General features: G+C 61.1%; 10 protein-coding genes. 7 read left to right on the top strand and 3 right to left on the bottom strand.

Annotation, left to right across the window (positions count from 1 at the left end; all coding sequences use genetic code 11):
- Nucleotides 1-291: 291 nt before the first annotated feature.
- From DK391_RS42160 to DK391_RS42150, 3 genes are all read right to left on the bottom strand, one after another.
- Entirely contained in the window at nt 292-744 is a 453-nt protein-coding gene (locus DK391_RS42160) for an HU family DNA-binding protein (protein ID WP_109483939.1), read from the bottom strand.
- Between the two features lie 328 nt (nt 745-1,072).
- Nucleotides 1,073-2,542 (bottom strand): PLP-dependent aminotransferase family protein, encoded by a 1,470-nt coding sequence (locus DK391_RS42155; RefSeq protein WP_109483938.1) that lies wholly within the window; start codon nt 2,540-2,542, stop codon nt 1,073-1,075.
- A 218-nt stretch (nt 2,543-2,760) separates the two neighbouring features.
- Nucleotides 2,761-4,269 (bottom strand): oligopeptide:H+ symporter, encoded by a 1,509-nt coding sequence (locus DK391_RS42150; protein ID WP_109483937.1) that lies wholly within the window; start codon nt 4,267-4,269, stop codon nt 2,761-2,763.
- Between the two features lie 761 nt (nt 4,270-5,030).
- On the opposite strand from DK391_RS42150, the gene DK391_RS42145 reads away from it, so the two are divergent.
- The 7 genes from DK391_RS42145 to DK391_RS42115 all read left to right on the top strand — a co-directional run bounded on the left by DK391_RS42145 (nt 5,031) and on the right by DK391_RS42115 (nt 12,954).
- Nucleotides 5,031-5,600 carry a cupin domain-containing protein gene (locus DK391_RS42145; protein ID WP_109483936.1) on the top strand — a complete coding sequence of 190 codons (570 nt, stop codon included), beginning with the start codon at nt 5,031-5,033 and terminating at the stop codon, nt 5,598-5,600.
- 209 nt (nt 5,601-5,809) lie between these two features.
- Nucleotides 5,810-7,426, top strand: coding sequence for a peptide ABC transporter substrate-binding protein (locus tag DK391_RS42140; RefSeq protein WP_109483935.1), 1,617 nt, complete (start codon nt 5,810-5,812; stop codon nt 7,424-7,426).
- Nucleotides 7,427-7,453: 27 nt separating this feature from the next.
- Nucleotides 7,454-8,392: an ABC transporter permease subunit gene (locus tag DK391_RS42135; protein WP_109483934.1), complete on the top strand. Its 939-nt coding sequence runs from the start codon at nt 7,454-7,456 to the stop codon at nt 8,390-8,392.
- An 11-nt stretch (nt 8,393-8,403) separates the two neighbouring features.
- Nucleotides 8,404-9,288: an ABC transporter permease subunit gene (locus DK391_RS42130; protein ID WP_162601059.1), complete on the top strand. Its 885-nt coding sequence runs from the start codon at nt 8,404-8,406 to the stop codon at nt 9,286-9,288.
- A gap of 1 nt (nt 9,289) precedes the next feature.
- Entirely contained in the window at nt 9,290-10,291 is a 1,002-nt protein-coding gene (locus DK391_RS42125; protein WP_109483932.1) for an ABC transporter ATP-binding protein, read from the top strand.
- Nucleotides 10,288-11,283, top strand: coding sequence for an oligopeptide/dipeptide ABC transporter ATP-binding protein (locus tag DK391_RS42120; RefSeq protein WP_109483931.1), 996 nt, complete (start codon nt 10,288-10,290; stop codon nt 11,281-11,283). Before DK391_RS42125 ends, DK391_RS42120 begins: the two co-directional genes overlap by 4 nt.
- Nucleotides 11,284-11,436: 153 nt before the next feature.
- Nucleotides 11,437-12,954 carry an OprD family outer membrane porin gene (locus tag DK391_RS42115; RefSeq protein ID WP_109483930.1) on the top strand — a complete coding sequence of 506 codons (1,518 nt, stop codon included), beginning with the start codon at nt 11,437-11,439 and terminating at the stop codon, nt 12,952-12,954.
- The last annotated feature ends 177 nt before the right edge of the window (nt 12,955-13,131 follow it).

The raw sequence follows: 13,131 nt of genomic DNA, 5'->3' as shown, positions 1-13,131 counted from the left end.
CCGTTGGGGGCCCGCAGGCAAAGACCGAAGCGGGTGGTGTTAGCCCGCATTCTTTTGCCTACTTTTCTTTGCGGCGGCAAAGAAAAGTAGGTGCCGCCCCGCACAGGGGCAACACTAGCAGACCACTAACAAAGCGCGGACGCCAGCACCGTCATCAAACACAGCACACGCCCACAACCAGCTACAAAAAAACAAAAACAAAAAAACAAAATCCCCACACACTTCCGCATGTGGGGACCACAAATGAACCACGACAACGGCCCGCGCCGCCATCGAGGCGCATCAAAAACCTTACGCTGCTGCGTCCTTCAACTTCTTCAACGCACGTGCCTTCACACGAACCGTTGCAGGCTTAGCCGGGAACCAGCGCTCTGCACCCGTGAACGGGTCCTTGCCGAAGCGCTTCTTCTTCGCCGGAACAGCCTGAACGACGATCTTCAGAAGACCCGACAGCGTGAATTCGCCTGCGCCCTTCTTGTGGACCGAACCGAGGATCGTGTCTTCGAGTGCAGCCAGAACTGCCTTCGCCGACTTCGGCTCGACGCCAGCACGCTCCGCAACGTGTGCAGCCAGCGAGGCCTTCGTGAAGGTGTCCTTGATCGGCGAGGGAACGCCGGACGCCTTCACGGCGACCTTCTTAGCCGTGACTTTCTTTGCGGGAGCAGCAGCTTTCTTTGCAGCAACCTTCTTGGTCGGAACCGTAGCAGCCTTCTTGGCCGCTACTTTTTTTGCGGAAGTCGCCATATTTCTCCTACCTCTAAGGGTCATTGATTGCGAGAAGCGCACGCGATATGCACACACTTCAAGGGCGGATTCTACAAGCGCTTTTGCTTTCTGCGCGAATCTTTTGTGTATAACGGTTACGGTTTGTTGCGCGCCGCCGACTACCCCGCGCATTTGGAGCCTGTTTTTAAGGGGTAAACGCGATCCGCAAGCCATTTCGATGCACCTGTCCAGCACGAATCGTCGACCTCATCCATCGGCAACCAACACCCGTTCAGGCAGCCATGTCATACGCTCGAGCGTCGGAAACGCCTGACAAAGCGACACATTCAAGACTTCAGGCGCGAACTCAAGTCCTTGATTCGACTCGTGGCAGCAGCTTCGCGAGCCTGCCCAGCGCGGTATCGATCTGCTCTGCCTCGATGCCGCCATAGCCAAACACGAGGCCTGGTTGTGGTTTCGCGCGCACATAAAACGGTGCGAGGCCATGCAGTGCGATCGACTCTTCACGCGCCGCCTCGATCACGGCAGCTTCCGTAAGCGGCGCCCTGAGCAGCGCTGCCAGATGGATGCCCGCCGTCGGTACGATCGGCTCGAACCAGCGCGCGAGATCGCCCCGCAGATGAGCGAGCAGGCTCGCGCGACGCGCAGCGTAAAGCTTGTGCGTGCGCTTCAGATGCTTGGCGAAGTCGCCGTTCAGCATGAAACCGGACAGCGCTGTCTGCGTCAGCGAGCAGCCATGCCAGTCGCCAATCTGGCGTGCCTTGCGCAACGTGTCGAACAGCGCAGCGGGCGGCACCATGTATCCGACCCGCAGTTCGGGAAAGATCGTCTTCGAAAACGTTCCCACGTAGGCGACGAGACCTGCGCGATCGAGGCTTTTTAGCGGCTCCGTCGGCCGTCCTTCGAAGCGGTATTCACAGTCGTAGTCGTCTTCGATGATGACGGCGTCGCGCGCCTGCGCCCATTCCAGCAACTCGACACGCCGCGCGAGACTCATCGGCATGCCGAGCGGAAACTGATGCGACGGCGTCACGTAAACCAGCCGCGCGTTCTTCGGCAGTTTGCTGACGATCAGGCCATCGGCATCGACGGGTACGGCTGCGACCTTCGCGCCGATGGCCGCGAAGCATGCGCGCGCAGGCGGATAGCATGGATCTTCGATGGCGGCGACGTCGCCGGGACGCAGCACGACGCGCGCGATCAGATCGAGCGCATGCTGCGCGCCCTGCGTCACGATAATGTCTTCCCAGTTGCTCGCGACAGCACGATTGAACGCGAGATAGCGTGAGATCGCGAGCCGCAATTCCGGCTCGCCGGCGGCATCGCGATACGTGCCGCGTCCACGCGACTGCACGCGCAGCGCGTGGTTGACGCAGCGGCGCCAGACGTCGAAGGGAAAATGGGACTTGTCCGTGATGCCGCCGATGAAGTCGTATGGGGTGCCGGGCGTCGGTTGCGGGCTGAGCACGTCAGGCACGGTGCGCCAGACGGGTTGTGCGCGTGCAGTTGAATGCGCCGTCTCGCTGGCGTGCTGCGCGACGCGGGCATGGGACGGTTTCTGAGCGGGCAGCCGGTTCAGGCCTTCGGCGACAAAGGTGCCCGAGCCGGGTCTAGCGATCAGAAAGCCTTCAGCTAGCAGACGATCGAATACGTCGAGCGTCGTCTTGCGAGACACGCCGAGCTGGGTGGCGAGATCTCGGGTCGAGGGCAGTTGCGTGCCGCTGGAAAGGCGCCCTTCCACGATGCCGGCACGCAATTGACGGTAGATTTGTCCCGCCAGGTCGTGGCGGCCCTCTACAGAGATGTGGATTTCCATTGGGTTCTGGTTCTGGTTTTGACTTCGCCAGCTTTTTTGATGGTTCTGTTAGCTTAACGCGGGGACCGTGTTTTTTCTGCCTCGCGAGCAGCGCAGCTAAGCGCCAAAAACCAAAAACCAAAAACCAAAAACCAGAAACCAGAAACCAGAACGAAAAAGGCGCGCTCACCTGAGCACGCCTTTCCAAAACCCTGCCCCGGATGGGGCAAAACAACAGCTTACTGCGCAGAAGCCGCCGCGCCCTCTTCAACGAGCGCCGCTTCGGCGCTTTCCTGATGCGCCCGCGACAGTTTGCCCATCAGCGGCAGCAGCAAAATGGCCACCACGGCACCCACCGCCGCCAGCCATCCAAGCTCGGCAAACAGCTTCGTATACAGCGGCAGCGACACCAGAGGATCGAGATCCCCAGCCGGCATCTTCGCCAGATTCGCCACCACGCTACCCAGATACTGCGACACGCCCGTCGCGACAAAATAAGCGCCCATCATGAAACCGCTCATCCGTGCCGGCACGTAACGCGCAATCATCGCGAGACCAAGACCGCTCACCAGCAGTTCGCCGAGCGAGTACAGCCCATAACCGCCCACCATCCACCACGACGACACGCGGCCATTGACGGCAAAGCTGCCGCTCCACGCGTAGACAAAGAACCCTCCCGCGACGACCGCAAACCCGAACGCATACTTCGCTGCCACCGGCACGTCCTTGCCCTGCTTCGCCAGCTTCGTATACAGCAGTGCGAGCAGCGGGCTCAGCATCATGATCCAGATCGGATTCAGCGCCTGGAACTGCGCCGCGCTCCACGTAAACAGATGCGTGCCGAACAGCGAGAAGGTCGGATCGACATTACGCAGCGCAAACAGCGTCAGCGACGTCGACATCTGCTGATAGAACACGAAGAACAGGATCACCTGCATCGTCAGGATCAGCGCGGCGAGCAGGCCCGAACGCTCCGAGCGCTCACACTTGATCAACATGTACGCGAAGATGACCAGAATCGCGACGCCCGCCGAATACACGCACGCGACGGCAACCGCCTTGTGCTGCAGCACGAAAATCGTTGCCGTACCCAATGCAATGCCGCCCAGCGCAACCGCGAGCACCCGCTTCCAGCGGATCGGCTCGGCATCCGGCGCGGAACCGACATGCGCCAGCGTGCGGAACATCAGGAAGTAATTCAGCACGCTGATCAGCATGCCGGCGCAGCAGACGGCAAACGCCGTGTGCCAGCCCCAGTGATCCTTGATCCACGGCGTCGCCAGCATCGACACCGTCGAGCCGATGTTCACCGCCATGTAATAGATCGTGAACGCGCTGTCGATGCGCGCATCGTCGCCTTCGTAAATGCGGCGCACGAGGTTCGCGGCGTTCGACTTGAACAGCCCATTGCCCACCACGATCACGCCCAGCGACGCATACATGAACTCGAGACTGTCACTCGGCATCGCCAGCATCAGATAACCGGCCGCCAGCACCAGCGCGCCGAATACCATCGAGCGGCGCGCGCCCAGCACCTTGTCGCCGATCCAGCCGCCGATCGACGGCGACGCATAAACGAGCGCCGCGAATGCGCCCCACGTCAGCGTTGCGTGGCTGTCGTCGAAACCGAGCCGGTCGATCATGAACAGCACGAGCAGCGCGGCCATGCCGTAGTAACCAAAACGCTCCCACATCTCGATGAGAAAGACCGTCGAGAACGACCGGGTCTGGGATACGGGTGATTTCATGCTTTCCTCTTATTTACGAGATAGCAACCGCGCATGCACGCGTCGAACGGACGCGATGCCACGTGGCAAAGCTGCAAAAACTGGAGATCGTCGATGACTTGCCGTGGCCCACGCGCAATGCGGCATCGGGCGACGGTTCAGTGCGATACGAGCAACGGACAGCGCGGTCCGCGTCGAAAACGGAACAACCAGGACTTCAGCGGGAGGCCGTCGACGCGAACAACGCGTGACGAAGGCTCAATGATAAAGCATCGCGCGCGCAGACCGTCCGGAAGGCTGCAAGGGCTGCAATGGGACACGCGTACTTGATATGCGGGATGGATGCGGAAAGACTGCGAAAGAAAAAATCGACATGCGTATTCACCTTCATTCGTCGGTGGCAGTCCGGTCGGGACGTACCGATCAAAACGCCGCCGCAGGATCGCTGCAAACGGAAGTGCTGGCGGACGAACCCGGCTGGGCCACCCGCGCGAGGTTGCGATTGTGCGCATCGAAACAGCGTTTGTCGCTTCGGGTATCCACTGAGATGCGCGCCAGGATTGCACTGCTCTTCTGATTGCAGCCTCAGTTATGTAACGCAAATCTGTAGAGAGCTCTTTGCGATCTGGCAACATAGAGTGTTTTCTCGAAAAGATTGAAACGCTCTGATCAGCACGCAAGAGTTGTCAACCTACGCAAGGCTGGGCGGGGAAAGAGGCATACGTCATCAAACAACATTTGCTTATATCAAACTAATTTTGACGGACTAATTTGGTTTTGTTATGGTCACGACACTTGAGAAAGACACGGCACTTGCACTGGGGAGCAAGATCCGCGCGCTGAGGCAAAGGCTGAAGCGCACGCTCGACGAGACAGCAACGGCAGCAGGTATTTCGAAGCCGTTCCTGTCGCAGGTAGAGCGCGGTCTCGCGTCGCCGTCCATCACGTCGCTGGCAGGTATTGCGAATGCGTTGGGAGTGAAGGTGCAGTATTTCGTCGATACACCCAGCGAAGAGCGCTCGGTGTGTCGCGCAAACGAGTTGAAGTTTTTTGGTTTCGCTGACTCGGCGAATCTGTTTGCCCGGATGACCAATCTGTCGGGGGGCCGTCAGTTGGAAGCCATCCTCGTGAGGATGCCACCCGGGCAAAAGCGTTCCGAAGTCACGACGCATGCTGGTGAAGAGTTCATCTATGTGATCGATGGACAAGTGTCGTTGACGCTGGAAGGCAAGACCTTCGTGCTGCGCGCGGGAGACAGCGCGCATTACGAATCGACGGTGCCGCATAGCTGGGCCAATACGGCCCGCAAGGAATCGGTCGTCGTGTGGGTCGGTACGCCGAGGCTGTTTTAGAAGGCAGGCATTTGATCCTGGTTGGAAGCGCTTCCGCACATCGCGGGGGCGCATGAAAATCCGCTGTAGGATGCCTGTAATAATAATTGTAAGGAATCCTGCATGCCGTACACCGAACAAGGGCCACCCCGGCTCACATCACGCGGATAACCGTTAGCGGCGTCCGCGCCGCTCGCGTTCCTCTCCCGATTTTTTCTGCGAAACCAACCATGAAGACACCGTTCGTTTACACGACGGCGCTGGCCGCGCTCGTCCTTACATTCCAGCAAAACGCATCGGCTGTGACGGTTCCGTCCGGCGCGACACTCGCCGCGAGCCAGGAGCTGACGCGCCAGGTTCCCGCCGAAACCGAATCGCTCGATCCTGCGCATATCGAATCGTGGACGGGCAACACAATCGGCCTGGACCTGTTCGAAGGCCTCACGCGCATCGACGCAACGGGCGCGATCGTGCCGGGCGTCGCGCAGTCGTGGACGCGCACCGCGCCCGACACGTGGGTCTTCAAGCTGCGTCACGATGCGAAGTGGAGTAACGGCCAGCCGGTCACCGCAGCGGACTTCGTGTATTCGTGGCAGCGCGTGGTCGATCCGAAGACGGGTTCGAAGTACACGAACCTCGTCGAGTTCGTGAAGAACGCGAAGGACATCATCGCAGGCAAGGCGCCCGTGACAAACCTCGGCGTGCGCGCAGTCGATGCCTACACGCTCGAAGTAAAAACGGAAGTGCCCGCGGCCTTCTTCCCGCAACTGGCCGCGATGGCGCCGATGGCACCCGTCGATAAAGCCGTCGTGGCGAAGTTCGGCAACGACTGGACCCGTCCGGCGAACTTCGTCGGCAACGGTGCGTTCGCGCTCAACGACTGGCAGCCGAACAACCGTCTCGTCGTGACGAAGAGCAGCAACTACTGGAATGCGCCGAAGGTGGTGGTATCGAAGGTCACGTATCTCCCCATCGAAAGCGATGAAACGGCGATGCGCATGTATCAGGCCGGCCAGTTCGATTACACGTACACGATTCCGTCGGGCATCTTCAATCAGGTCGACAAGCAGTTCGGCACGCAGCTGCAAAAAGGCCTGCAAATTGCGACCTACTATTACAGCCTCAATAACGAAGACCCCGTGCTGAAGGACAAGCGCGTGCGGCAGGCGCTGTCGATGGTGATCGATCGCGATCTGCTGACGTCGAAGCTCACGTCGAGCGGCGAACTGCCGATGTACGGTTTGATCTCGAAGGGCACGGAAGGCGCAGCGATTTACAAGCCGGAATGGGCATCGTGGCCGATGGCCAAGCGCGTCGACTACGCGCGCAACCTGCTCAAGGAAGCGGGCTATTCCGATGCGAAGCCGCTGTCGCTTTCGTTCACGTACAACACGAATGATCTGCACAAGAAGGTCGCGCTGTTCGTCACGTCGGAATGGCGCACCAAGCTGGGCGTCAACGCCAAGCTCGAAAACGTCGAATACAAGGTGCTGCTGAAGATGCGCCACGACGGCAAGACGCAGGTCGCACGCGACGGCTGGTTCGTCGACTACAACGACGCGAACTCGTACTTCGATCTGGTCCGCTGCAACAGCCCGCAGAACGACCAGAAGTATTGCAACCCGAAGGTCGACGCGCTGATCAATGAGGGCAACCAGCAGACCGACGACAAGCAGCGCACCGCCCTGCTGACGCAGGCGCATGATCTGGCGATGAACGACTATCCGATGATCCCGCTGTTCCAGTACTCGGCGGCGCGTCTGGTGAAGCCGTACGTTGGCGGCTACGCAGCCACCAACTATCTCGACATGCGCGCGTCGCAGGACATGTACGTGATCAAGCACTAACAGCACTAATCCGCAGGAAAGGCACCCATGCTTGCATACACGTTGCGCCGCACGCTGTGGGCGATCCCGACGATCCTCGCCGTGATCACCGCATGCTATCTGCTGCTGCATCTCACGCCGGGCGGTCCGTTCGACACCGAGAAGCAGCTGTCGGCGGCTACCCTCGCGAACCTGAACGCGCGCTATCACCTCGATGAACCGCTGTGGCAGCAGTATCTGCACTATCTGTGGGCACTGCTGCATGGCGATCTCGGCCTGTCGTTCCGATACACCGACTGGTCCGTCACGGATCTCGTGTGGAAGGCGCTGCCCGTGAGTCTCGGCGTCGGCGGCGTGTCGGTGCCGATCGCCGTGGTGATCGGCGTGACGCTCGGCACGATTGCGGCCGTGCGCCGCGACAGCGTGATCGATCACGCGGTGATGGTGCTCGGCAATATCGGCAACGTCGTTCCGCCGTTCGTGCTCGGTCCGTTGCTGGTGTGGGTGTTTGCCATTCTGCTGAAAACCGCCGACGGCCATGGCTGGTTGCCTGCGGGCGGCTGGGGCGAAGGCGAGTGGCGCTATCGCGCGCTGCCCATCACGCTGCTCGTGATCATCAACGTCGCGCTGATCGCGCGCGTGATGCGCGGCAGCATGATCGAAACGCTGTCAGGCAACTTTATCCGCACCGCGCGCGCGAAGGGCTTGCCCGCGCGCACCATCGTCTTGCGCCACGCGATGAAACCCGCGCTGATGCCTGTCGTGTCGCTGCTCGGCTCGGTATGCATCTCGTCGATCACGGCAGCCGTCGTGACCGAATCGGTGTTCGCGCTGCCCGGCATCGGGCAACTGGTGGTCAACGGCGCGATCAACCGCGATTACACGCTGGTGCTCGGCCTCGTCGTGCTGACGACGACCGTCGCTGTTTTGTTCAACCTGCTCGTCGACCTTGCGTATGCATGGCTCGATCCGCGTATCCGCTACTGATACCGATGAGAATGCCACCTGTTTCATTGACGGCTGTCGACGCGCCGCCCTCGCGCAGCCCGCTCGCCACCGCCGCGCGCCGCTTCGTGCGCAATCGCGCCGCGTTCTTCGCGCTGCTGTTGCTCGTGCTCATCGTGATTGCATGTTTTGTCGGCCCGCTGCTGTCGCCGAACAATGCCATCGATAGCGACTGGTCTTCGATCAGCCTCGCGCCCACGCTGCAGAACATGCACTGGTTCGGCACTGACGAACTCGGCCGCGACCTGCTGGTGCGCACGCTGGTCGGCGGGCGCGTGTCGCTCGAAGTCGGTCTGCTCGGCACGCTGGTGTCGGGTCTGATCGGCGTGGCGTGGGGCGCGACGGCGGGTTATCTCGGCGGTCGTGTCGATGCCGTGATGATGCGTATCGTCGACATGATGTACGCGATCCCCTACATGCTGATCGCCATCCTGATGATGACGCTGTTCGGCCGCGCGTTCTATCTGGTCGTGCTGACCATCAGCGCGTTTTCGTGGCTCGACATGGCGCGCGTCGTGCGCGGGCAAACGTTGTCCCTGCGCTCGCGCGAGTTCATCGATGCCGCGAAAGCCATCGGTGTGGATTCGCGCTCGATCATCACGCGCCACATCGTGCCGAACCTGATTGGTGTCGTCGTTGTGTATGCAACCGTCACGGTGCCGGGCATCGTGCTGACGGAATCGGTGCTGTCGTTCCTCGGCCTCGGCGTGCAGGAGCCGATGACAAGCTGGGGCGTGCTGATTCAGGACGGCGCGCAGAAGCTCGAATCCACACCGTGGCTGCTGCTGTGCCCTGCCCTCATGCTGTGCGCGACGCTGTATGCCGTGAGCTTTGTCGGCGATGGCCTGCGTGATGCACTCGATCCGAAGGACCGCTGAGATGGCACATAACCCGGCACTACTAGAAGTCAAAGACTTGAGCGTGCGCTTTACGCGCCGCGACAGCGCGCCCGTCGATGCCGTGCAGCGCGTGTCGTTCTCGCTCGAAAAAGGCAAGACGCTCGGCATCGTCGGCGAATCCGGTTCGGGCAAGAGCCAGACCGTGATGGCGCTGCTCGGCCTGCTCGCGAAGAACGGCAAGGTCAGCGGCGAAGCGCTCTACAACGGCAAGAACCTGCTGACGATGAACGATGCCGCGCTCAACGGCATTCGCGGCGACCGCATCGGCATGATCTTCCAGGACCCGATGACCTCGCTCAATCCGTTCCTGACCATCGAACGTCAGATGACGGAGACGCTGCAACTGCATCGCAAGCTGTCACGCCGCGAAGCGAAGCAGCGCGCGATCGAAGCGCTCGAACGCGTGCGTATTCCCGACGCCGCGCGCCGCATCGGCATGTATCCGCATGAGTTTTCGGGCGGCATGCGCCAGCGCGTGATGATCGCGATGACGCTGCTGTCAGAGCCTGAAATCCTGATCGCCGACGAGCCGACCACGGCACTCGACGTCACCGTGCAGGCGCAGATCATCGAACTGTTGCGCGAACTGAACCGCGAGCGCGGCACCGCGATCATCCTGATCACGCACGACATGGGCGTCGTAGCCGGCCTGTGCGACGACGTGATGGTGATGTACGCAGGGCAAACCGTCGAACAGGCGCCCGCACGGCAACTGTTCGCCGCGCCGACGCATCCGTACACGATCGGCTTGCTGAACGCGCTGCCGCGCCTCACCGACGAAGACGATCAGCCGCTGCAAACCATTCCGGGCAATCCACCGCTGCCGGGCCTTTCGACGCAAGGCTGCGCGTTCGCGCCGCGCTGCACCTTCGCAGAAGAAACCTGCCGCGCGACGCGTCCGGCGCTCGAACCGATCGAAGGTGAAGTGCACGCGCTGCGCGCCTGCCATCGCCCCGTCCAGACCATCGCGGAGGTGCTATGAGCGCTCAGGAAACCCTACTCAAGGTCGACAACCTCAGCGTGCATTTCAGCATCGCGCAGGGCGGCTATCCGTGGTCGAAGAAAGCCACGCTGCGCGCCGTCGATGGCGTGAGCTTTGATATTCGTCGTGGCGAGACGGTGGGTCTCGTCGGAGAATCGGGATGCGGGAAGTCGACGCTTGCGCGCGCGATCATCGGCCTTGCGCCCGTGACGTCGGGCAGCGTGCAGTGGAAAGGCCGCGAGTCCGTCAAAGGCGCATCGCGCGATACCTCGCAGATTCGCCGCGACGTGCAGATGATTTTCCAGGACCCGCTCGCGTCGCTCGATCCACGCATGACCATCGAACAGATCGTCGCGGAGCCGCTGAAGACGCATCAGCCGCAACTGGGACGGGAGGAGACACGCGTGCGTGTGCGCACGATGCTCGAACGAGTCGGCCTGAGCAATCATCATCTGCGCCGCTATCCGCACGAATTCTCGGGCGGGCAGTGCCAGCGCGTGGGCATCGCGCGTGCGTTGATCAACGAGCCGCAACTCGTGATCTGCGACGAACCGGTGTCCGCGCTCGATGTATCGATCCAGGCGCAGATCGTCAATCTGCTGCGCGATCTGCAACGCGAACTATCGCTGTCGCTGCTGTTCGTCGCGCACGATCTGGCCGTCGTGAAGGCGATCAGCCAGCGCGTGCTGGTGATGTACCTGGGCCGCGTGATGGAGTTCGGCGACAAGCGCGACGTGTATCGCGAGCCGCAGCATCCATACACGCGGGCACTGCTGTCCGCCGTGCCGCTGCCTGATCCGGCTGCTGAACGTGCGCGCGAGCATGTGCTGTTGCGCGGCGAGATTCCGTCGCCGCTGAAACCGCCTTCGGGCTGCGCATTCCGCACGCGCTGCCCGGATGCCATCGACGCCTGCGCGAACCAGCGGCCCGTGGCGAGCGCAACGGGTATCGGTCACACGCAGGTTGCCTGCATACGCGCTGTCATGACCTGACACACCTTTAGCTTCACACAACCCTTTTTCCACGACGCAGCTAGCCGCTGCGCCGAGGGAGGCGTTCGTTCGCGCGACGGCGGGAACGGGCGATAAAACGGCGCGGCCGACCGCCACGCCACGGTTTCATCCACTACAAAAAATGGAATTGCAATGACAACCCAGAGATCCACATCAGGAGCATCGAAGCTCGCGTTGCTGGCCATTGGCCTGCCCGCGTTGACGATCGCCACCGCGGCATTCGCCGACGATGCCGCGACGCCCACGGCCGCCAGCGCAACCATCGCACAAGCGGCACCGGCCGCGCCCGCTGCGACCGACGCGCAAACGAAGAAGCCGAAGCTGAAGCACACGCCGAACACGGCTGACGTCCAGCCCGAGACCAACAACGCGGTCGTGAACGCGGAAGCCGAGCAGGTCGCGACGCCGCCCGCGCAACTGTCGAGCCAGGCGAAGAGCCAAGGTCTGATCGCTGATAGCCATCTGAACCTGCTGTTCCGCAACTACGCCGACCAGTTCGACAACGAAGGCGGCCCGCACCGTCACGCGTGGGTTCAGGGCATGCAGGCGAACTTCGAATCGGGCTATACGCAAGGGCCCGTTGGCCTTGGCTTCGATGCGTCGCTGTTCGCGGCACTGAAGCTCGACGGCGGCAACGGCGCGGGCAACATGGTGCACGTGGCGAAGGGCGGCGGCGGTTCCGATCAGCTGGCGTGGGCGTATCCGGGCATGTACGACATCAAGGGGCGCATCTCCGAGACGGTCGTGAAGTACGGTTTGCAGATCGTCGATAACAACCCGTTCATGGAACCGCACGACAACCGTGCACTGCCGCCGACTTTCCTCGGCGTGTCGGCTGTGAGCAACGACATCCATAACGTCACGCTGCAGGCTGGCAGCTTCACGAAGGTCGACGAGCGCGGCCACACGAACCTGAGCGATCTGACGACGTCATACGGCGGCGTCACGTTCAAGCGCGTGTCGTACTTCGGCGGCAACTGGGATTACTCGCCGAACGGCACACTGACTTTGTATGCCGATCAGGCTGAAGACGTGTGGAATCAGTTCTACGCAGCCGTCTCGCATTCGATCGGCGATGTGAACACGGTGAAGTGGGCTGGCCTTGCGAACATCTATTCGACGCACCAGACGGGTTCTGCGCTGCAAGGGCACATCGACAACAATGCGTATAGCCTGTCGCTGTCGGCGCAGCATGGTCCGCATCAGGTGCTGGTCGGCTATCAGCAGATTCTCGGCGATCAGTTCTTCGACTATGTGAACGAGACCAACGGTATTTATCTCGTGAACTCGATGGACGTCGATTACAACGCACCGCATGAAAAGTCGTTTCAGCTGCGGTATACGTTCGATGGCAAGTATGCCGGGTTGCCTGGGTTCAAGGCGATGCTGTGGGGTGTGACGGGTTGGGGCGCAGATGCTTCTGCTGGTGCTGCTTCGGGTGCTATTGGGCCGTATACGCGTAACGGCGAGTATGTGCATGGCACGCACCATGAAATCGGCTTTATTCCTAGCTATACGCTGCAGAGCGGGCGGTTCAAGGATACCAAGATCACGTTTATCGCGATGTATCACAAGTCGACGGCGCATTACTCCGATCCGAATAATATGGAGTACCGGTTGGTTGTGAATGTGCCAGTGAAGGTGTTCTGATTTTTTTTCTGTCTGCGACGGCTTTGGAGGTGTTTGTTTGAGGCTGTCGCTGGCTTGCGCTGTCGCTGGCATCCGCGTTTTGCTTCTGGTTCTTCATGCGTTGCCCCTGTGCGGGGCGGCACCTACTTTTCTTTGCCGCCGCAAAGAAAAGTAGGCAAAAGAAAGCGGGCTAACACC

It is taken from the genome of Paraburkholderia sp. C35 (assembly GCF_003121405.1).
GTDB lineage: Bacteria > Pseudomonadota > Gammaproteobacteria > Burkholderiales > Burkholderiaceae > Paraburkholderia.
Note: the sequence above shows the minus strand (reverse complement) of the source record. Positions and strands in the feature narration are given on the sequence as shown.